The sequence below is a fragment of the Pseudomonas sp. 5Vm1k genome, from assembly GCF_056161485.1.
In genome coordinates this window covers 145365-166882 of sequence record NZ_JBSPCZ010000002.1, presented here as the reverse complement: position 1 = coordinate 166882, position 21518 = coordinate 145365, and the positions used below count along the sequence as shown (strand labels likewise).

Here is a 21518-nt window from a genome sequence, read left to right as displayed (position 1 = left end):
CCTCAGTAATGACGATGTCATCTTCTCAAGCATCAAGAGCCGATAAAATGCGTGAAATCACAGGCGAAGCGTGCGGAAACACACCTATATGCTGAATTGGCAGGATCTCCAGTATTTTTTGGCTGTGGCGCGTCACGGCTCTCTGTCCGGTGCGGCGAATGAGTTGCGGGTTGACCATACGACAGTAAGCCGTCGCGTCTCGCATCTTGAAACTGCTACAGGACTCAAGCTTATTGATAGATTGCCTCGGACAACGCGATTGACCGAACAAGGTCGGTCGCTTGCTGACGTTGCGGCCTCAATGGAGGGTACTGCTCAGGATGTTCAACGCCATGTGCGTGGGCAAAGCTCGGACGTTTCGGGAACGGTTGTCATCAGTGCCTTGCCGGTTCTTACTTCATTCGTCATCGCGCCTAGCCTGGCAAGCCTACGTTCGAATTACCCAGAACTGCATGTCGTCCTGAGTGCGACATCAGCAGTTATGTCACTCGAACGTGGTGAGGCGGATATATCGTTAGGCTTTGTGCGACCAGATACGCAAAGTCGTATCGTCCGAAAAGTGGGGATGCTGCCGCTGGCCCTTTATGCCCATGCTGCAACTGAAAATACGTTGCCCGACACTTGGTCTTTCATCTGTTTTGAAACCAGCCTCGACCACATCCCCCAGCAGCGCTGGCTTCAGGACTTCGCTGGCGTGCGTCCTTTTGTGCTGCGGACGAACGACGTGCTGACGCAATATCAGGCTGCGAGATCGGGCCTCGGCCTTAGCCTGCTACCTTGCCTGCTCGGCGACGCGGATGCGGAACTGGTCAAAGTATCCGTGGATGTCCCCCCTTCACCACGTCCCCTATGGATGTCGGTGCACGCCGACATTCGCAAGTCTCCAGCGGTGCGGGTGGTGATGGATCACCTGGTTGCTACGTTTGCCAAGTTGCTGTCTGCCAGATAAGTGGACACCCGCGCAATTATGCAAGGTGCGACGGACGCTTCCTCCAGGTCGCACGCTACAACGCGTTCGGGGTAAGCAATGGTTACGGCGCAAGCCTGCACCTGCAACCCTAACCGGGCTTCTATGCTTCACCCCCCACCCTTGAGATAGTAGGTCATGGATGAAGGTCTTCAAGCACGCTACAAAGGCATGACCTCAAGAGAGCTGGGTAGCGACGTCAGCGCCGCCGATGAGGTCATGCAGCAAGCCATCGATACCTTGCGCCGATACCACGAAGCGCTTTCCTGCGCATCGTTAGGAGAACTCGAACGGCTGAAGGCAGATGCTGAGGCAAAATTCGCCAGTGTCAGCTTGTACCAACAGCGCATTCTGTCCGGGCTCACCAAGCGGCTGCATTGAGTCAATGACCCTTTCTGGTTTAACGATAACTATGACTGCTTCGAAGGCGAAGGCGCCGGCTTCGCTTTTCGCCTCAATCCGTCCTTGACGGCAGCGAACCCATCGGCAACGACTAATGGCTTGATCGCGGGATGTCATCCAAAGTAATTAAGTCGTGGCGGGAAATATGCCGTCGAGTTTGCCTTGCGAGCCACGCTGAACAAGGTGCTGTTTCGGGAACCTAATTTTCACCGGCTGCTTCTGGCCGAACTCTGCCGTATCTGACCGGCAGCTATGGGTCGACTTCAGTCAGTTGTGACAGGCTGAAATCGGCCATGAGCGACGTGGAGCGAGGCGCTCGCCAGTTGGATATCATCCAGATTCACGACCTATGTAACGTGCTTGGATGTGATCTTGTTGAGCTGATTCAAGATTTCGTAAACCGGACGTCGAACGACAACAACACTGGTCCTGTAGGAAAAGTCTGATTTTTCGATTCTTCACTATGCAAGCATTGAAGCCAGCTATGCATTCCTGCACCATCAGAAGCCGATATTCATGGATTGGATCAAGGCATGCTGGACGCGAATGCAACGCACATTTCCCTGACCCTTGAAGGTGGATCCACTGACCTTCAAGTTCTGAGTTTCGTCGGTCGCGAAGCCCTCAATCAGCCGTACAGTTTTGACATTGAATTGGTCAGCCCCCGACCCGACCTCAAGCTCGAAGAACTACTGCACAAAACGGCGTACCTGACCTTTGGGGCCACAGGAAAGGGCATGGTCCACGGGGTGGTATACCGTGTAGCCCAAGGTGACTCAGGCAAGCGTCTGACGCGCTACAGCATCACTTTGACGCCGCAACTGAGTTACCTGCTTCACACCTGCGACCAACGAATTTTCCAACACCTTAGCGTACCGAAAATCATCGCCCAGGTATTAGAAGCACGCGGAATTCTTTCCGATGCCTACAGCTTTCAACTCGGCGCAATCTATCCCGAACGTATCTACTGCACCCAGTACAACGAATCTGATCTGCATTTCATCCAGCGTCTGTGTGAAGAAGAAGGCATCCACTTCCACTTCCAGCACAGCTCCCAAGGGCACAAGCTGGTGTTTGGTGATGACCAGACGGTGTTTCGCAAACTGGCGCCCGTGGCCTACCTGCAAGACTCTGGGATGGCCGCAGAGAAGCCGGTAATTAACCGCTTCAACCTGCGACTGGAAACCCGTACCACTCGGGTCAGTCGCCGCGACTATGACTTTGAAAAGCCACGTCTGCTACCCGAAGGCACCGCCAAAAGCGACTTCCTGCCAGACCTGGAAGACTATGACTACCCTGGTCGCTTCACCCATCGCGAACGTGGTAAGCAATTGGCGACCCGTGCACTTGAACGGCACCGCAGCGATTACCAACTGGCCGAAGGTAAAGGTGATGAGTCTTCGCTGATCACCGGACACTTTTTACCACTCAGTGATCACCCCCGCGATGAATGGAACGACCTCTGGCTACTGCTGGAAGTGATCCATGAAGGCAAGCAGCCACAGGTACTCGGCGAGTCGATCACCAGCGATGTTACTGACAACAAGGACGACTTCCACCAGGGCTACCGCAACCGCTTTCTGGCGACGCCGTGGACTGCCAATTATCGACCGCCGCTTGACCATCCAAAACCCAAGGTCCTGGGCAGTCAGACCGCCGTGGTCACCGGCCCCAAGGGTGAAGATATCCACTGTGATCAATACGGTCGAATCAAGGTGCAATTTCGCTGGGACCGTTTAGGTCAAGCTGATGACAACACCAGCTGTTGGCTACGAGTGGCCAGCGGCTGGGCGGGTGCCTCGTTTGGCGGCATTGCGATCCCTCGCATCGGTATGGAAGTACTGGTGACATTCCTTGAAGGAGACCCCGACCAGCCACTCGTCACAGGCTGCCTGTTTCACAAAGAGAACATCATCCCCTACGATCTGGCGGCCAACAAAACCCGCACCGTGTTCAAAACACTCAGCTCACCGGGCGGCAAGGGTTTCAATGAACTACGCATAGAAGACAAAAAAGGTCAGGAGCAAATATTCCTGCATGCCCAGCGGGATTGGGATGAAAACATTGAGCACGATCAGAAGATTCGAGTAGGCAACGAACGTCACGATACGGTTGAAGCCAACACTCTTAGCGAATTCAAGTCTGAAGAACATCGCATCACCCACGCCGACCGAAAATCCGAAGCTCGTGCTGACGATCATCTGACCGTCGGCCAGACACAACATGTCAAAGTCGGCGCGGGGCTATTCATCGAAGCAGGTCAAGAAATTCACTACCACGCTGGCGAAAATGTCGTAGTGGAAGGCGGCATGGAATTGACCGCCAAAGCAGGGGGCAGCTTTGTAAAGGTTGATGCAGGTGGAGTGACGATCAGCGGACCAAACGTTAAGGTCAATTCGGGAGGCGGACCAGGTTCTGGCACAGGAATCAAGATATTGGGTCCGTTGCTACCGGGGGCTGCCGACAAGGATAAGCCCGGTCAACTGCTACAAGGAGCTCCCCGTAGTCACAAGGCTCGCTATGTCTTGCTGGATGACAAAACTGGCGAGCCCTTGATAGGCATGCCCTACACCCTCAAGCGTGCCGATGGGACCAGCCTGAGAGGCTATACGAACGACGAAGGCAAGACTTTCTTGGTGCATAGCAGCGATCCAGCTGAAGTCGACCTTATGATACCTGTCCGTAAGCCTGAGCCATTGGAACCATTGATCAGGGCTGGTGAGAGTGCGCCCAGAGAAATGAGTCTGGACTATCGAAACGCCAACTCGGAGGGCGAATAACATGGCTACTGTCCAACCACAGGCACCACAGGGGTGCACCACGACGAGTATTGAGGGCACGGAGACAAGAGCTAAATTACCGAGTCCCACCAACAAACCTTACTTGATGGAAAAAGCTAATTACGCTGCTCGTTTTCCACGGCTGTCGATCAAGCTACTCCCCAATGGGGAAATTACGGAAGTAAAGTTGAAACAGCTGGTCATGAGCGGTTTGATCCGCGCTGACGAGTATCGTTGGGATTTTCGCTGGGATTACAAAGCCGAGGTCAGTTTCGACATGACCCCGATACCACCGAACCCACCGAACCCACCGAAACCGTTTCTCAGTACCTCGCTCTCGCTCCCTGGGCAAGTACCTGATCCGGATCGACGTCATACGTTAACCTCCTTTCCGGTGGGCAATACCAAGGGACTATTGCGTCGACCAGACGTCATGATTGTGAAAAGTCGTGCGCTTCGCTGGCCTGGACGGGCTGGTCCTGACCACGAAGGAGTCATGCATCCAGATAATTTGGAACGGTTGGTCGAGGTCAAATTCCCCAACGACGAGCTTTCGCAGGAACAGGAACGAGCCTACCTGCGTATAGCTGGTGGTAGTGACCGGTTCTCTGTACTGGAGATTAGCGACTGCCGGGACAAAGATGATCGCGAGCGCGACAAGGAGTACAACAAAGAGCACAAACCGACCGGCTACTTCAATCCATTGCAATGGCCCTCATTGGTACCGCCAAGACCTGCTCCAGTGCCCGTTCCTGTATACGGCCCAGAACCAACGCCAGCGCCAGCGCTTGTTGAAAACTGGACCCAGCAAGTGCAATCAGCGGTAGACAGCCTTTTAGAAGAAGGTGCTAAAGGCATCCGGCAACTATCGCAAGAATTTCAGCAGCATTTGCAAGACGCCCAAACGTGGTTAAGCACTAAAGGTGAATGGGTACGTCGAGAATCACAAAAAGCTTGGGAGTGGGTCAGCGAAACCGGTGGGAAAATATTACGCTGGACCGATGATCAACTCCGCGCCATTTGGCAGGAGGTTCAGCGTTACACTGATTTGACGCTAGAGGCTCTGCGTGAAGTTAATTGGGTGCAACTACTAATGAATATTGGCAAAATAGTTGCTACGGCGGTAGTGATCATTGTCATTGGTGAGTTGATAGTCGCCGCTGCGATACCAGCAGCTCTTCTAACAGGATTGTTAGCGATAATTGAAATAGCCGCGCAATCCTGGGTTGTTCTGGCAGCAATACTAGCAAAACTTGCTACGAGTCCAGTTCCGCGCCAAGCACTGAATTTTTGATTGAGAACCAATGTGAATAAATCATTAAAAAACCTAGAAGACCGCGCTGCTGACTTGTCTTTTGAATTGCCCGATGGTACGCCAGTGGTAAGACTGGGATTAATCATCACATTATATTTTAAGAAAGGATACACGCGGGAAACGAAGAGCAAAATAGATGAGTGCTTTGCACGATTTTACGAAGAGTTTCAACCGCTCTTGAAAGGAATGTTTTATCGTAAACGAAAAAAGCTGACCGATGCCAGTTTCAACAAGGTTCGCGAGCAAATCTCAAAAACCGATTCAAATGACGAATTTAGTTGGCTTTTGGGTAGTGCTGCCGAGTCCACTCAGGCTGATGAGTATAGATTATCTATGCTCAACTCTTTTGAAATTCACGGAGATCAGATCCGCTCCCACATTAAACTGGTATTCCCGTGGTCGCTACTCAAGCAGCCTGGTGGGGCTGCCAGATATCAAGAGTGGCTTTGTTATCTCAGCGAGAAGCTTGAAGTGGAACACGGGTACGGCGGCCTTTCAAGCATTTTACCCTATGACTATCACAGCTACGCGCCCACTGAGTATGAATTAGCGCAGCAGTATTCCGGACTCGAAGTAGACTCGATGCCTCACGCATCTTCGTTAGAGTTGCTGGAGCACATAAAAGGTGTCAACTGGTACACGGTCCTTGGAAGCACCTTTGTAGAGCGACTTGGTGGTGAATCCACCATACGCCACTCGTTAAGTGGGCGTGGTGACATCGAAATACTCACGTATAACAATGGATTGATCATTCGCGCTGGTGAATACCCTGAGCTTGGAGCTTTGGAAGATGGGCTGCCAGCCGCTTACGTCGCTGTTAATAAGGTTGTTAAACCTGTACGCATACCCAATCCTGATCAACTTCATAGCTATTCGCCTTATGGCAATTGCTTCGAAAAAGACAGTACTGACCGCTGGTACGCACGTTTTGACCAAGAAGAAACTGGCTCGACCTCTCCTTCTCGCATTGAAGCAGGCCAACCTTGTAGCAAGGCTGGTTACTGGTTCAGCCCGGCGCAGGCGAACTCTCGTAGGCATTTCAAACAGGGTGAGATCATGCCTAGTTTTAGCGGTTCAGCGTGGGGGGCAACATTATGGTATTGGTCCAAGGAGTAGTACGGTAACTCCAATGTAGGGGGGCGAACATCCCCCTGTGCGGGCGACAGCTCCTGGCCGATTTCTGCCTGTCGCGACTGGCTGAAATCGCCATTCAGCAAACCGGATCCCGATAACGTCTTATCCAGGAATACTGGAAGGATTTAGGCTCGGCTTGATGGCTCCGCCGCCGATAGCTGCCCAGATCAGCGCTGTGGCAAAAGCTGACGTTCAATTTTGCTCAAGCGCCTGCTCCATCAACCAAGGACGACGATAGAGGCTTCACTCATGCCAGCACCACGCAATCTACTTGTACAGACCGCAGCGAAATCCGTCCTGTCGCAGCTCGTTGACCATATAAAACCAGACTTGACCGAGTCTTCAATCGCGAAAATTGCAGCTGATATGCTGAGGCAATCAGGGTTTCCTGATACTTTGTATTACGATTGTCCGGCATTCGTACTACTCGGATCGCGCAGTTCGATTTCTGTGTCAGGTCGAGACTATCAGCCGAGCAGCGAAAAGGTGGGTCTGAATAATCTTGTGACCGTCGATCTCAGTCCCCGATCAGGGAGTGATTGGGGCGATTGCGCACGCTCATTCTATGTCGAGGAAGGTGTGTGTCGTTCGGTGTCGCTAAGTGATGAGTTCACTCAAGGGTATGAAGCTGAACGTAGTCTGCATGCTCTCATGCTAAGTACTGTCAGCCCTGAAACCACTTTCAATGAACTGTACGAATTGGCGAATGAGTCAATAATCGATATCGGTTTCGAGAATCTCGATTTTCTTGGCAACGTTGGTCACAGCATCTGCGAGCAGCGCGATCAAAGGCTTTACATTGAATCGGGCAATAAACGGGAGTTGGGCGAGGTGGCGTGCTTCACATTCGAGCCACATATCCGGATCAGAGACGGTAAGTGGGGTTACAAGCATGAAAACATTTACTACTTCGACGACGATGGCGTCGCTTGTGAGTTGTAAACGACCCCACTACTGTCGTTCCACAAATGAGGCTGTTTTGTGAGGCTGTAGGTCGGTAGTTACACGTCACGAATGTCCGCTTCTGGTCGTTGTGGCGAATGACCGCATATTGTGCCGATAGCTGTCCTTCGCGACAGGCAGCTATCGACCCAAAGCTGCCGGTGGCGACAGGCAGAAATCGGCCAATAGCGGACGTTGACTCAGGCTCGCTTTGCGCAAATGGCGGCCCCTTGCCACCAACCGCTATCGATGATGATTCAACAGGAGCATTCCTATCATTTACGCTTCACGGTCTTTTCGTATTCAACCCATAGCAACATGCCGGCCCCTACCATGATGGCAACATCGGCGATATTGAAAACGCCAGTGTGCACAGCCCCCAAGTTGAGCACCATGTAGTCGACCACGTGCCCCTCACGAAACACTCGATCAATCAGGTTGGAAGCGCCACCCAAAGCGAGGAGGTAGACCGCCGCCGACCTCCCCGGAGAGCTTATCCAGCGTGTCAGGGACCACCAAGTGGCCCAGCACACTACGGCTGCCACGCCTACTATAAAAATCAGTTGTTTTACACTTGGCGCCAACTCTGCGCCCAAGCTCAGGAATGCGCCAGCGTTCAAGCTCAACGCAATATCCAGCCAAGCGAAACTACCACCTAATTTGAAACTGTCCGATTGCAGCGACATTAACGCCTGCACCTTGACCCACTGATCTAAAACGATAAATCCCAAGCCAATCAGCACCGCAAAAAACCGACTTCTCATCATGAGTTCCATCATCATTCCTTTCATTTATCTATACCGAGCACTTAGGGATGGCTTACCTTTGGCAGCGGCGAGAAGATATCGCGGCCTCGACGTAGGGTCTGCTGATAGCAGACTCAAAAGCAGACGTAGCATTACGTCCGCAAATGGCCGTTTTCTGCCCGTCACGACTGAGCTAGGCTGGCTCCAGAAGCTACTTCAGATGAGGCCGCTTTCGACCAACCGCAGTCTCTCAGTCGTAGCTACGAAATTTAGGGCGATCATAAGTCCACCCAAAAGCCAAAAAAACCGGCCATATTCGTTTCCGCAAATTAACTTCCACCCCTTGATTTTAGAGGCTTCCAGAGCATTAACGAATGCTGCCTTGTGGAAGAGAATCCACATTAAGATATTGAAATATAAGGATTAATTGTCGGACTTGAAAACCGTCGACTGTAACAGGTCCATGAGTTAGAATCCCATCGCCTCCGCCATCTTATATACGACAGAGCCCTGATTTTTCAGGGCTTTGTCGTTTCTGGCTTTTAGAAAAAACCTGCCAGCCCACACTTCAGCCCACACCCTGAATCCTGGATTCCTGATTATGCGGCTCAATGGCTGGCCCATCGGTTTCCCCTGTCAACGCTTCACCCTGCACCTCACGGTGCAACATGCATGACTCGGGGTCTGGTTGATTCGCCATTTCTTACCAGTATCGAACTTTCATCGACTTTCCGCCGCCAGCTTTAACTGGCGCACTAAAGCGATCAGTTATTTCGGCCTGGGGCACGAACACCCAGCTCCAGGGAGACTACGACCACACGGCGACAAATTTATGCGCAACCGTACGGGACTCGTCTTAAATCCGTATAACCTGCTCACTATATGTTTAAGTCTGATTTCGACATACTGATCGCTCGACAGGGCCAGATCCAGACACCTGGACCGGAATACCAATGAAGATAGAGAGCGGCGTATCCGACCTTATCGAGCAAGCACAGCGTGCGCCAGCAAGGCGCGTTACAAGGTGTAGGAAATACCGACTTGCACGGTTCGCGGCGCACCCGGATAGGCGTATACGTTGCCGAACGCGCCTTCTTCGTAATCGCGATCAAACAGGTTTTTCACGTCAAGATTGAGCCGCACCTTGTCATTGATCTTGTAGAAGCTGAGCAAGTCGACGACGATGTAGCTGCCCATCGAAAACGCTGTGTTGGCGGTTTGCCCAACGCGCTCGTCGACGTACTTGAGTCCGGTGCCCAGGCCAAGTCCCTTGAGGGTGCCGTCCTGGAACTCATACATATTGAGCAGGCTGAAGCTGTTTTTCGGGATGTTCAGCAGGCGCGTGCCAGAGCGCAGCACGTTGTCTTTGGTCACCGCGGCATCAACATAGGCGTAGCCGCCGATCACGCGCCATTCGGGGGTGAGGTTACCGGCGACGTTGACGTCGAAACCGCGGCTTCGCACTTCACCGGCAGCAACGCTGAAGGTCGAATCAACGGGATCGGTGGTCAAAACGTTACGCTTCTCGATCTGGTAGATCGCCGCATCAACACTCAACTGCTCATCCAGTGCTTCCCACTTGATACCCATTTCGTAAGACTTGCCCTTCTCCGGCGCAAACCCACCGCCGAGACGGCTTGCGCCGATGTTGGGCTTGAACGATCGCGCGGTGTCGGCGTAGACCGCTAATGTCTCGGTCAAATCGTAGGTCACGCCAATGCGCGGGGTCACCTCGTTGTCGCTGGCCTGCCAACTCTTGCCGCCCGGCACGTAGGTTTCGTAGTCATGTTCGAAACGTTCGAAACGCGCCCCTGCCAGCACTTTCAGTTTGTCGGTCAGTGCCACCTGATCCTGCACGAACGCGGCATACGTCTTGAGGTTTTCCTTGTCATGAGTCGGCGTGCGAGTCAGCGCCGGACGCGGCTGGCCGTACACAGGATCGAAGATGTCGATCGGGTACGCGCCGACAGCACCGCTGGAGCGTTGAATGATCGACTTGTAGTCGTAATCTTCGTACTCGATACCGGTGAGCAAAGTGTGCTGCAAACCAGCGGTATCGAAATGGCCGGTCAAATTGAGTTGGGTGTCCTTATCGGTCCACTCCAGCTTGCGATAGTTGAAGTTGCGCCCCAAGGTGCGGCCGTCATCGGCAATACCGTTGGCCTCGACCGCGTTGCCCTTGAGCGAACCATCAAGCCACTGGAAGCCGCCGCCCAGCGTCCAGTCGCCATTGAGCATGTGCTCGAAACGCAATTGCGCCATGCTGTTGTCGTTGTGCAATTTGCCAACGTCTTTTTCGCCGAAAAAGCTGTCGCGGGAGGCGGTGCCAATCTGTTTGGCGTAACGCGTAACGCCTCGATCCAGAGGCGCGTTGTTGCGCATGAAATCGCCTTCGAAAATGAGCTTGGTCGCATCGGTTGCCTGCCACGTCAGCACAGGAGTGATTCCGTAGCGCTCGGTTTCGACGTGATCGCGGAAGGTGTCGCCGCCCTCGCCCACTACGTTCAGTCGATAAGCCAGGCGGCCTTCTTCGTCGAGTGGGCCGGAAGCGTCCAGCGTGCCGCGCTTCATGCCCTGATCGTTCAATTGACTACCCAAGGTAACGGTGCGCTCGGGCAGCGGCTGCTTGGAAACCACGTTGAACGTCCCGCCAGGATCACCCCGACCGTAGAGCATGGTTGCCGGGCCGCGCAGCACTTCGAGTCGCTCGATAGAGTTGGCATCCGGCATGTTCGGGTAGCCGCGGTTGATCGGAAAACCGTTGCGGTAAAACTCGCCAGTGGTGAAGCCACGAACTGTAAACGTGGTCAGGCCCTGCCCACCGAAATTGTTCGCCCGCCCTACGCCCCCGGCGTAGTCCAGTGCTTCCTGCAAACGGGTCGCTCCGAGATCCTCGACCGCATCCTTCGAGACCACACTGATCGATTGCGGGGTTTCATGGATCGACGTGTCGGTACGCGTGGCGCTGGCCGAGCGCGTTGCCCGATAACCCTGAACCGGCCCGTCCGCCCTTTCGTAATTCGCGGTACCGACAACATCGGTTGCGTCCAGCTCAAGCGTTGAGGGGGCTACATCCGTTTGTTCAGCCCATGAGGAAGACGACAACGCTTGCAGTACACAAATGGAAAACAGGGTTCGACGCATGGAGAGGAAAACCTTTACGAATAGGCCAATGCACAGGGTAAAAACGCCAATAAAGACCCGTGCATGCTATACAAAACCATTCGCAATTAAAACTTATTCCCATTAACACGCATGGACAACTCATCACGTCGTTCGGAGAATGGGCGAAACGAGCGGTGCGCCATCCACTGAATTTTCGCTGCAATGCTTACGTGATGCTCTCACGCCCCCTCTCTACCAAGCCAAAGAGAGGCCTCCTTCCAGGCTCCAACCGTCACAAGTTCTTCTAAAGTTTCCAACAGAGTTTTTTCCCAACTCAACGCCAGACGACTGTTTCTGCGCTCCCGGAGCGTAGTGAGCGAAACGGTAGACCGGATGCCGGGTCTCTCAATGGCATGCCCCACCAGAATGCCATTGGCGATATCCTCCTGGACTGCGGCGTGGGCAAGAATCGAATAGCCCATGCCTTCGGCAACCATGCGTTTGGTGAAATTGACGCTGCCCACGTCGAATACGACATTCAACTGGAATCCGTTTTGCGCCGCTACCTGTTCGATCAGGCGTCGGTTGCTATGGGGTAAACCAGGAAGGATCAGCGGAAAATCCGCCAAGCCCATGATACGCACCGATTTTGGCTACTCCCCTGGTGGTCCGACCAATACCATCCGCTCGCTGAAAATCGGTCGCACATCGAAAGCCTCAGGCAGCGGCTGGTTGTACACCACCGCCACCTGGATCCGGCCATCCAGCAACCACTCCTGCAGCGAAGTACTCAAGCGAAGTTCTCATACTCGCCAGCCGTTGGCGTCTGGGTCGCGGCAGTTCTCTCTGCGGCACCGACCGCGACAACGCTGCGGATTTACCCGGGGCATTGTCGCGGTGTACCTCCTTGCCGAGCCCTTCAGCTCTCCTTGACTAACTGCGCAAGCAGCCTCGCTTCAGGCTTTTTTGCGAAGACCCTCTGCGGCAGCAACAGCCAGGCCAGTGCCGGCAGCAGGATCAACGCGCCGAGCATGTTCACCAGGAACATGAAGGCCAGCAGGATGCCCATGTCCGCCTGGAACTTGATCGGTGATAAAGCCCAGGTCGACACCGCGACCGCCAGTGTCATGCCGGTCAGCAAGACCACTTTGCCGGTGAACAGCAGCGACTGGTAATACGCTTGGGCCAAGGTATCGCCGACGCGCATTCGAGCCAGGATCACGCTCAACACATAGAGCGCGTAGTCAACGCCGATGCCCACGCCGAGTGCGATCACCGGCAGTGTCGCGACTTTCACGCCCATGCCCAGACTCACCATCAGCGCCTCGCAAAGAATCGAGGTGAGCATCAGCGGCAGCATTGCGCAGAGGGTGGCGCGCCAACTGCGGAAGGTCAGCAGGCATAACAGGCTGACCGCACCGTAAACCCAGAACAGCATCTCGTTCATGGATTTTTTCACCACGATGTTGGTCGCGGCTTCGATCCCGGCACTGCCGGCGGCCAACATGAATTTCACCTCTGGCACCTGATGCTCAGCGATAAATTTCTCGCTGGCCTCCACTACCCGGCTCAGGGTATCGGCCTTGTGATCGGCCAGGTAAACGTACAGCGACAGCATCGAGCAACCTTGATTGAACAACTCCCGCGGCGCTCGGGTCTGCACCGCACCCAACGCGCCGTCATTGGGAATCAGCTCGTACCATTTGAAGTTACCTTCGTTGTAACCCACCGTGGCAATCTTGCTCAGCGCCGCCATGGAAGTGGTCGACTCCACTCCCGGTAATTGCTCCAGCCGCGAGGCCAGCGCATCGACTGCGGACAGGCTGGCGTAGCGCGTGCACTGATCCTCCGGGGTTTTGATCATGACCACGAAAATATCCGAGCTGGCCGCATAGTTACGGGTCATGAACAGCGCATCGCGGTTGTAGCGCGAGTCGGCGCGCAGTTCCGGAGCGCCGGGATCAAGATCGCCAATTTTCAGGTGCAGGCTCACGGCAAAACCGAACGCTGCCAGAAGCAGGCCGCCCAGCATGGCGCCAATGGCCCAGCGGCGCTGGGTGAACAGATCGAGAAAACGCCACAACGGATGTTTGATCTGCGCCTGCAGCTCGGCGGTTTCCGAACTCAGGCTGCGTTGTGCCGCTGCCGGGCTGACACCGATATAGCTGAGCAGGATCGGCAGCAGAATCAGGTTGGTGAAGATCAGCACCGCCACGCCGAGGCTGGCAGTGATCGCCAGGTCCTGAATCACCCGAATATTGATCAGCAGCAGCACCGCAAAGCCCACTGCATCACAAAGCAACGCGGTCATGCCGGCGGCGAACAGCCGGCGGAAGGTATAACGCGCGGCCACCACCCGATGGGTGCCGCGGCCGACGTCCTGCATGATGCCGTTCATCTTCTGCGCACCATGGCTCATGCCGATGGCAAATACCAGAAACGGCACCAGCGCCGAATAAGGGTCCAGCTCATAACCGAGGGTCGCGAGCAGACCGAGCTGCCAGACCACTGCCACCAGCGAGCACGTCACAACCACCAGGGTGCTGCGCGCGCAACGGGTGTAGCCATAGAGCACCACCACGGTCACCAGTACTGCCACCACGAAAAACAGCAGTACCTGGGTTAACCCCTCGATCAGATCGCCGACAATCTTGGTAAATCCGGTGATGTGGATCTGCACATCATCGGTCTGGTACTTGCCCCGCAGGGTTTCCAGTTGTCGAGAAAACTCACCGTAGTCCAGGGGCTTGCCGGTCTGCGGGCTGATTTCCAGCAGGGGCACGAAGATCACGCTGGACTTGAAGTTGCCGGCCACCAATTGACCGACCTCGCCGGAGCGGGCGACGTTGATTCGCACCTGTTCGATACTGGCGGCAGAACCATCGTAGTCGTCGGGGATCACCGTACCGCCATCGAGGCCCTCCTCCGTCACGGCGGTCCAGCGCGTGGTCGGGGTCCATAACGACTTCATGTAAGGCCGATCGACGCCCGGCAGCAGATAGAGCTCATCGTTGAGCCTGGCCAGGGTGTCGAGGTAGTCCTTGGTGAAGATGCTGCCCTGCTTGACCTCCACGGCGATCCGCAACGAGTTGCCCAGGCCGCTGAGCTCGCTGCGATTTTCCAGGAAGTTGGCGACATAGGGGTGGCCGGTAGGGATGGTCTTCTCATAACTGGCGTTGATGCCGATGCGCGTGGCTTGCCAGCCAAGCAGCAGGGTCACCAGCAGACACAGCAGGATTACCAGCGGTCGATGGTTGAAGATCGCCCGCTCGGCGAAGTTGCCTGAAGCCTGGTCAAAGTCTTCCAGGCGGCCGATCACGGTTTGGGTTTTGTCGTCTTTCAAGTCTGACTCCTACTGCACGGGCTTCGGCCCGATAGCGCTACACCGTGAAGTTTCAAGGTTTGCCGGATGCCCGCGGATCCTGGTCAGCGGCCACGCCGCTCAAACCGACGCTGGCCAGACTGCCGTCGGCCGCCTGCTGCAGGGCCGCGACCGTCGCGCCGCTGCGGCTCTGACGTTTGTCGAAGCTGCGGCCCTGGTCATGACTGAACAAGAGTTCACCGCTCTGGCTGACCATCAGCAGGCTGCCGTCACGCAGTTCGATGGCGCTCGCCAGCGTTGAGTCGACGCCGGTGTCGAGGCGCCGCCAACGGTTGCCACGGTCATCGGACCACCAGGCGTTGCCGCGCAATCCATAGGCAATCAAGGCACCGCCACGGGTGCCGAGCAGACCGAAAAAGCTGCCTTCATAAGGTGATTTCAAGGCCTGGAACGATTGCCCGGCATCGCTCGAACGCAACAGCAAACCGCGCTCCCCCACCAGCAGCAGGTCGTTACACAATGCACGAATACCGTACAGATTCAGGCCCTGCGGATTGTCCACATGCTGCATCCACGGTCGCCAGTTTTGCCCGCCATCGTCAGTGCGGTAGATCTGGTTGTAGGCACCCACGATGTAGCCATGTAGCCGGTCACTGAAGTTCAGGTCGAGAAACGGTTTGTCCGGTCCGTCGCTCAGTAAATGCCGCGCCTGCTCCAGGTTGCTGGCACCGCCCGGTTGATCGGCATTGCGCTGCGCATCCTGCACCGCCAGCCTGGCGGCACTTTCACCGTCTAGCTGTTTGTGCCAGGTTTCACCGCCGTCCTCGCTGTGCAGTACGACACCTAGATGACCCACTGCCCAACCCTGCTCCGCGTCGACGAATTGCACCGCTGTCAGGCTGACGCTGACCGGCACGCTGGCCTGGCGCCAGGTATTTCCCGAATCGTCCGAGAGCAGCACGATGCCCCGCTCTCCGACCGCCACCAAGCGCTCCCCGGCCTGGGCCAACCCGAGCAATACCGCGCGCTGGGCCTTGGCGGTCAGCAACGCCGGCTGCTGCAGCACCGCGAACGTCGCGGCCTGCGCAGCCATGGACGTGCTCGCCAACAGACACAACGCCAGGGCGCAGACACGCCATTGCAGGCGAAAACTCGCAAAGATTTTTTCAACGCTCATGTCTTTATCCCGCTTGGAAAATCGCTCGCGACTGCGACGAGCTTTTCGCCCGCCACAGCCACCCAGGGTTCAACGCATGTTTTCGTTGGCCATGGCATCCGGCGTGAAGTAAGAGGCCGAAGGCTTCGCGACTTTCTGATACTGAACCGCCAGATCATTGCTCGAGGAGTTGAGAAAGTAGGCGCCGGTGTCGAGGTTGTAGCTGCCCCACATGACCTGTGCGGTGAGCGCCGGCAGGTCCGGTGCCAGCAGCGTCAGCGAATACATCTGGCGTCCCAGTTTGCCCTGCGCGTCATACCCGTCGGCCATCAGGATCTGCCAGGAATCCTCGTCGACGTAGTAGGTCCGACGCGGCACCACATGGCGTTTGCCGGATTTAAGCGTGGCCTCGACCACCCAGACCCGATGCTTCTCCCAGCGCACCAGATCGGGATTGAGGAAGTTCTGTTTGACCAAATCGTCGCTCTTGGCCAGACCGGCGCGGTTGTTGTTGTAGGCGACGATCAGTTCTTTCTTGCCCATCAGCTTGAGGTCGTAGCGATCGGTCGGCCCGAACAGCATGAACGCTTCGTCGAACAGACCGACCCCGGAGGTGACGAAGTCCGGGGTGTCGTAGGCGATGTTCGGCGCCCGGCGCACACGGCGTTGGCCGACCAGGTACTGCCAGGCCGCACGGTTGGCCGGGTCCAGGTCCCAATGGGTCATCAGGCCTTCACCTGCCTTGGACGACGGCAGTTCGGTCAACAGTTTGCCAATCAGGTATTTGCCGGAAAAATTTTCCAGGCTGCCGTTTTCGACGTAGTAGGGAAACTGGTAGGTGTACTGGGCACGGGTCGCCTGGACTTTCTTGCCGCCCGCCGTCATCAGCCAGGTGTCGAAAGGCGAGCTGATGGTATCGCCGCCCTGCCAGGACAGCCGGTAGTTCCACAGGACTTGCGCACCGTTGTCCGGAATCGGGAACGGGATGCCGCCGTAGGCGCTGGCGACTTTCTCGGTCTCAACGTCCAGCGTGGCGCGGAGGGCATTCTTGGCGGTGTTGTCATAGACCCATTGCGGGGCTGCTGCCGAGCGATGGGTCGGGTAAACGTCCAGCCGGTAGTCCGGGTATTTCTTCAACAGAACCTTGGTACCTTCGGCCAGCTCGCTGGCGTACTGCTCCATGTTCGAGGCCTTGATCGAGTACAACGGTTTCTCGCCGGCGAATGGATCGGGACGTTTATCACCCGCCTTGTAGCCCGGCGCGACCTTGGTGTAGCCGCCATCCCAGGCCGGGATGCTGCCATCGGCGTTGCCGGCGCGCTCGCCGCCAAGGGGTGTCAGTTCGGACTTCAAACGGGCCGCCTGTTCGGGCGACACCGCTGCCTGTGTCAGGCTCATGCCGGCAAGGGCCAGGATGAGGACGCACGTCTTGAGAAATGCTTTGTTCTGCATGGCGAATCCACCTTATTAGAATGAGGTTTTCACGTAGAGCGAGACGAAGTCGCGGTCGGCCAGCGACTGCCCGTAGCTGAAATTCCCGTCCTCGCGCAGCCCGGCTTTTGGCGCACCGAAGAAGTTCACGTAGTTGAGGCCAACATCCCAGCGCTGCAGATAAGTGGCCTTGAGCCCGACACTCCAGTCGCCGGAATGGGTATTGCCGAAGCCCGATTTGTTAACGGCCGAAGAGCGCCCATCGAGCACCACGCCCATGCCGATCGGCACGGTCAGGTCGATCCCGTCGACAATCTGGAAGTACGCCGGCTCCACCAACACGCGTAATGCCGTCGCATCGCGCGTGGTGTTGGAATCCAGAGCCGCGGCGTTCTCGTTGACGCTCAGGGTTCGGTTCCAGGCCAGTTCGGCCAGTGCCGAGCCGCCGTCCCAGAAAGCCGTCGGTGATAACAGGTAAATCGCCGACAGGTTGGCGTGCGCGGTTTTGCCCCGAGCAAACAGCGAGTTGTCGCCGCCATCTGCATCCGTGCCCGGTGTCACCACTTGCAGATTGCTCACCAGCGGCGCATTCCAGCGCACAGAGGTTTCACCGGCGAAGTTGAACGGGCCATAGGCGGTGGAGAAGCTGACGCCAGCAGTCTTGATATCTTCGGCGTAGACCTGACGATAAGAACTCAGGATCGGCAACCCGGTGGCCGCCCCCGCTGCGCCGTCGAGGTAGGCGTACAGCCCAATCGGGGTTTTGTCGTGATACTGCGCAGCGTAAAAACCCAGTTCCAGCTCAGTCCCGGTCGGCTTGAAGCGAATCTGCATACCACCCTGCCCCGAATTCCTCGGTTTCAGATCGCCGCCATTTACGGTGTCGTTGCCAAACACCTCGCGCAGCGAACCGCTGCCGTCACCGATGGCATCGGCATCGCTCAGATAGCTGCCGGCGCCGGGCAGGTTGGAACGCTCCCACTCGAACTGGTAGTAGGCGCCCACCGACAGCTGCGGGTTGATCTGCAACTGCCCGGAGACCTGATTGACCGGACGCAGGATCTCCTTGAACTGGGTCCCCGGCACGCTGAGCAACTTGACCACGTCGGTCGGGCCCTGGGCATTGGCAATCCCGTTGCCGCCGTAGAACAGGCTTTCACCGTAGATCAGGCTGTGCCGGCCCAGCCGCACCACACCCTGGGAGTCTTCACCGAGGTCACCGCGCAGGAACACAAAGGCGTCGAGGATTTCGCCGTCGCGGCCATGGAGCTTACGGGTCTCACTGAGGAAATGCGTTTGCTCGCTGCTGTCGGTGTCCTTGTTGTAGATATCGTCGTACCAGGCCGCGCCACTCACACGCAGCCCGTAGTTTTGCCGACTGAGGTCCATTTCGGAAAACAGGTCCAGACGGTTGGAGACCAGACCGCTACTGAAGTTTTTATCGCCCTGGCTCTGGATCGAGGGATACAGGCCGTTGGCGGTCGGCGCGTTGACCAAACGGCTGTCCTGCCCCTGTAGACGCCAGGCCTGGCTGTATTTGATGGTGTTGTCCCAACGCAGTTTCCAGTCGGAGTCACCGAGGTCCATTTGCATGGCCTCGACCCTTTCGACCATCACGCCTGCGCTGCATAACGCCAGAAACAGGGCGCAATGCTTGAAACGAAAGCAACGTTTAACGTTGTTCATGGACGCTCCTCATTATTTTTATTTTTGGCATGGCTTTGCACGCATGGCGCCAGCCATCACGCTCGGGTCGCGGCTTGCGCCGCTGTCTACGGGTGTGCGTTTCAGATGTAGGTGGAGGCCAATCCGCCATCGACTGCCAGGTTGACGCCGTTGATCCAGCGCGATTCGTCGGCACACAGGAATGCGATCACCGCCGCCACCTCATCGGCATAACCAGGACGCTTCATTCGATGGGCATCAGCCTGGGTCCGGGCCTCACCGAGCATGCTTACGAAGTCGCCGAGGATCGGCGTGAAAACCGGGCCTGGCGCCACGCTGTTCATGCGCACCGAATGCTCGATAAACCAGGGCTGGGCCTGCACGTAGTTCCAGACGATCAAGGCTTCCTTGAAATACTGGTAACAGGTCTCGTCCGGTACCGGGTGTTCGGCCAGCCAGGCTTGCGCGGCGGCAAAATCTTCGATGCTCGCCAGCGCCTTGTGCAGGTCCAGGCGTTGCGGCCATTCGGCACCGAGGATCGAGGCGATATTGACGATGCTGCCGCCAGCGCTGATGCGCGGTAGCAACGCGCTACTCAGGTGACGCAGCCCCAGGTAGTTGACCTGCGCCAGCAGTTGCGGGTTTGCAGTGCCCGGGACCCCGGCGATATTGCACAGGCTGTCGATCCGTGCCGGTAACTGCGGTAACAGCCGGTCGATGCTCTCGGCACTGCTCAGATCGCCCTGAACAAAGCCGTCCAGGGTCATGTGCGGGGCCTTCAGATCCACGCCAATCACCTGGGCGCCGTGGCCGCGCAACAGGCTTGCAGTGGCTGCACCGATACCTGAGGAGACCCCGGTCACCAGCACAATCTTGTTGTCGAGTTTCATGTTGAGTCCTCTTATTGTTTTTGTGTACTCGCCCGGTGGGCCGACCACCCTCATCGGCCCTGTCCCCATCAGAATGGGTAGCGCGGCGCCTTATCCTTGACCGTCACCCACTGCCATTGGGTGTACTCGTCCCAGTCGGCCGGACCGCCAACGCTGCCGGCATTTCCTGAACTGCCGCGCCCGCCGAATGGATTGACGCATTCATCAGCCACCGTCTGATCGTTGATGTGCAGCAGACCGCAGTTAAGCTGCTCACCCATCGCCATGGCACGCCCGACCGAAGGCGAGATGATCCCCGCGGACAAGCCATACTCGGTGCTATTGGCCAATTCGATGGCCTCCTCGTCACTGGCAAAACTCACCACCGTGGCCACCGGACCGAAGATCTCCTCATCGAACGCACGCATACCCGGGCGCACACCTGAAAGAACCGTAGGTTGATAGAAGAGCTGTTCAAACTCGCCGCCGGCTTCCAGAATTGCCCCGGCCCCTACACTCTCCGTGACGATTTCATGCACACGTTGCAACTGTCGTTTGTTGATCAAAGGCCCCAGCATCGCCTCGCCACGAGCGGCATCGCCGACGGTGACCGCCCGTGCTTTCTCGGCCAGTCGGCGGACCAGCTCTTCAGCGATCGACTCATGGACCAGGATGCGTCCGGTGGCCATGCAGATTTGCCCCTGATGCAACCAGGCCCCCCAGGCGGCGTTACTGGCCGCCAGGTCGAGATCAGCGTCTTCGAGCACGATCAGCGAGTTTTTGCCGCCCAGCTCCAGAGCCACTTTCTTCAGATGACGCCCAGCCACTTCCGCGACTTTTCGTCCCGCTGCGGTGGAGCCAGTGAACGCAATCATCCGCACATGCGGGTCGCGGCACAGCGCCTCACCGGCCACCGCTTCGCCCGGCAAAACCTGAAGCAGCCCCTTGGGCAAACCGGCTGCCTCAAACAACCGGGCAATGATGAAGCCACCACTGACCGGGGTCTGCGGATCAGGTTTGAGCACTACGGCGTTGCCGGCCGCTAGCGCGGGTGCCACCGAGCGCAGGGAAAGCACCAGAGGAAAGTTGAACGGCGAAATCACCCCGACCACGCCATGGGGTAACCGGCGTGCATAGGACAAACGCCCCGCCTCGCTCGGAAGAACCAGGCCATGAGGTTGCGACAGCAGACCGGCCGCCTGATGCAGCAAGACGATCCCCTCACGGACCTCATGCTCACCCTTGAACAGACTGCCGCCGCTTTCCCGAGCGATGTACAGCGCCAGCTCGGCAAAGTGTTGCTGGGCCAGTGCTGCGGCTTTGCGAAAGATCTCCGCCCGCTCGCGCGGACCCAATGCCGCCCAGGCCGGCTGGACACGGGCAGCGTTGAGACTGGCAAACGCAATGTCCGCAGCATCGGCCAGGCCGGTGACAGTCAGCACCTTGCCGGTGGCTGGCTCGCGTACGCTATTGCTGCCGCCCAACGGACGTATCCAGTCGCCATTGAAAACGCGTTCACACCACACCTCGTCCCGCAGAAAATCAGAGGGTTCACTTACCGACATTTCGGCCTCCCGGCTCTTGTGTTTGTCATCGCCCGACGACGCCTTGCTGAAGCGGTGAAGTCGTCTGCGTCGTGATAGCACTAGAGCAAGGGCTGTGCCGATTTCCTGCGTGCCACCAT

Annotated in this window: 14 protein-coding genes and 1 pseudogene; 6 read left to right on the top strand and 9 right to left on the bottom strand. The window is 56.8% G+C overall.

The features are described 5' to 3' along the window. The first annotated feature begins 88 nt into the window (after window positions 1–88). The 6 genes from ACWIKB_RS04550 to ACWIKB_RS04525 all read left to right on the top strand — a co-directional run bounded on the left by ACWIKB_RS04550 (window position 89) and on the right by ACWIKB_RS04525 (window position 7540). Window positions 89–949: a LysR family transcriptional regulator gene (locus ACWIKB_RS04550; RefSeq protein ID WP_475265522.1), complete on the top strand. Its 861-nt coding sequence runs from the start codon at window positions 89–91 to the stop codon at window positions 947–949. Between the two features lie 156 nt (window positions 950–1105). Beyond that, a complete protein-coding gene (locus ACWIKB_RS04545) occupies window positions 1106–1348 on the top strand; it encodes a hypothetical protein (RefSeq protein ID WP_475265521.1) in 243 nt (80 codons plus the stop codon). Window positions 1349–1902: 554 nt separating this feature from the next. Beyond that, complete coding sequence (locus tag ACWIKB_RS04540) at window positions 1903–4149, top strand: type VI secretion system Vgr family protein (protein ID WP_475265520.1); 2247 nt, start codon at window positions 1903–1905, stop codon at window positions 4147–4149. A 106-nt stretch (window positions 4150–4255) separates the two neighbouring features. After that, window positions 4256–5443, top strand: coding sequence for a VRR-NUC domain-containing protein (locus ACWIKB_RS04535; protein WP_475265519.1), 1188 nt, complete (start codon window positions 4256–4258; stop codon window positions 5441–5443). Between the two features lie 12 nt (window positions 5444–5455). Next, entirely contained in the window at window positions 5456–6580 is a 1125-nt protein-coding gene (locus ACWIKB_RS04530; RefSeq protein WP_475265518.1) for a DUF3396 domain-containing protein, read from the top strand. A 267-nt stretch (window positions 6581–6847) separates the two neighbouring features. Continuing rightward, window positions 6848–7540 (top strand): M24 family metallopeptidase, encoded by a 693-nt coding sequence (locus ACWIKB_RS04525; protein WP_475265517.1) that lies wholly within the window; start codon window positions 6848–6850, stop codon window positions 7538–7540. A gap of 275 nt (window positions 7541–7815) precedes the next feature. Here the strand turns inward: ACWIKB_RS04525 and ACWIKB_RS04520 are convergent, their stop codons facing one another. The 9 genes and pseudogenes from ACWIKB_RS04520 to ACWIKB_RS04480 all read right to left on the bottom strand — a co-directional run bounded on the left by ACWIKB_RS04520 (window position 7816) and on the right by ACWIKB_RS04480 (window position 21399). Next, a complete protein-coding gene (locus ACWIKB_RS04520) occupies window positions 7816–8331 on the bottom strand; it encodes a signal peptidase II (RefSeq protein ID WP_475265516.1) in 516 nt (171 codons plus the stop codon). 972 nt (window positions 8332–9303) lie between these two features. Beyond that, window positions 9304–11430, bottom strand: a complete 2127-nt coding sequence (locus tag ACWIKB_RS04515) for a TonB-dependent siderophore receptor (RefSeq protein WP_475265515.1) — start codon at window positions 11428–11430, stop codon at window positions 9304–9306. Between the two features lie 200 nt (window positions 11431–11630). Beyond that, window positions 11631–12185, bottom strand: a pseudogene (locus ACWIKB_RS04510) (LysR substrate-binding domain-containing protein). A gap of 125 nt (window positions 12186–12310) precedes the next feature. After that, entirely contained in the window at window positions 12311–14734 is a 2424-nt protein-coding gene (locus tag ACWIKB_RS04505) for an efflux RND transporter permease subunit (RefSeq protein ID WP_475265514.1), read from the bottom strand. Window positions 14735–14786: 52 nt separating this feature from the next. Beyond that, window positions 14787–15890: a WD40/YVTN/BNR-like repeat-containing protein gene (locus ACWIKB_RS04500; RefSeq protein WP_475265513.1), complete on the bottom strand. Its 1104-nt coding sequence runs from the start codon at window positions 15888–15890 to the stop codon at window positions 14787–14789. Between the two features lie 69 nt (window positions 15891–15959). Continuing rightward, window positions 15960–17321 carry a DUF1329 domain-containing protein gene (locus ACWIKB_RS04495; protein WP_475265512.1) on the bottom strand — a complete coding sequence of 454 codons (1362 nt, stop codon included), beginning with the start codon at window positions 17319–17321 and terminating at the stop codon, window positions 15960–15962. A 15-nt stretch (window positions 17322–17336) separates the two neighbouring features. Next, window positions 17337–18986 (bottom strand): DUF1302 domain-containing protein, encoded by a 1650-nt coding sequence (locus ACWIKB_RS04490; RefSeq protein ID WP_475265511.1) that lies wholly within the window; start codon window positions 18984–18986, stop codon window positions 17337–17339. Window positions 18987–19087: 101 nt separating this feature from the next. Next, window positions 19088–19855, bottom strand: a complete 768-nt coding sequence (locus ACWIKB_RS04485; protein WP_475265510.1) for a coniferyl-alcohol dehydrogenase — start codon at window positions 19853–19855, stop codon at window positions 19088–19090. 68 nt (window positions 19856–19923) lie between these two features. Further along, on the bottom strand, window positions 19924–21399 hold the full coding sequence (locus ACWIKB_RS04480) for a benzaldehyde dehydrogenase (RefSeq protein WP_475265509.1): 1476 nt from the start codon (window positions 21397–21399) through the stop codon (window positions 19924–19926). Window positions 21400–21518 lie beyond the last annotated feature (119 nt).

Excerpts from the sequence above, each read along its gene's own strand:
- ACWIKB_RS04550 (WP_475265522.1), top strand. The coding sequence starts at position 89 with ATGCTGAATTGGCAGGATCTCCAGTATTTTTTGGCTGTGGCGCGTCAC.
- ACWIKB_RS04545 (WP_475265521.1), top strand. The coding sequence starts at position 1,106 with ATGGATGAAGGTCTTCAAGCACGCTACAAAGGCATGACCTCAAGAGAG.
- ACWIKB_RS04540 (WP_475265520.1), top strand. The coding sequence starts at position 1,903 with ATGCTGGACGCGAATGCAACGCACATTTCCCTGACCCTTGAAGGTGGA.
- ACWIKB_RS04535 (WP_475265519.1), top strand. The coding sequence starts at position 4,256 with ATGGAAAAAGCTAATTACGCTGCTCGTTTTCCACGGCTGTCGATCAAG.
- ACWIKB_RS04525 (WP_475265517.1), top strand. The coding sequence starts at position 6,848 with ATGCCAGCACCACGCAATCTACTTGTACAGACCGCAGCGAAATCCGTC.
- ACWIKB_RS04520 (WP_475265516.1), bottom strand. The coding sequence starts at position 8,331 with ATGAAAGGAATGATGATGGAACTCATGATGAGAAGTCGGTTTTTTGCG.
- ACWIKB_RS04515 (WP_475265515.1), bottom strand. The coding sequence starts at position 11,430 with ATGCGTCGAACCCTGTTTTCCATTTGTGTACTGCAAGCGTTGTCGTCT.
- ACWIKB_RS04500 (WP_475265513.1), bottom strand. The coding sequence starts at position 15,890 with ATGAGCGTTGAAAAAATCTTTGCGAGTTTTCGCCTGCAATGGCGTGTC.
- ACWIKB_RS04495 (WP_475265512.1), bottom strand. The coding sequence starts at position 17,321 with ATGCAGAACAAAGCATTTCTCAAGACGTGCGTCCTCATCCTGGCCCTT.
- ACWIKB_RS04490 (WP_475265511.1), bottom strand. The coding sequence starts at position 18,986 with ATGAACAACGTTAAACGTTGCTTTCGTTTCAAGCATTGCGCCCTGTTT.
- ACWIKB_RS04485 (WP_475265510.1), bottom strand. The coding sequence starts at position 19,855 with ATGAAACTCGACAACAAGATTGTGCTGGTGACCGGGGTCTCCTCAGGT.
- ACWIKB_RS04480 (WP_475265509.1), bottom strand. The coding sequence starts at position 21,399 with ATGTCGGTAAGTGAACCCTCTGATTTTCTGCGGGACGAGGTGTGGTGT.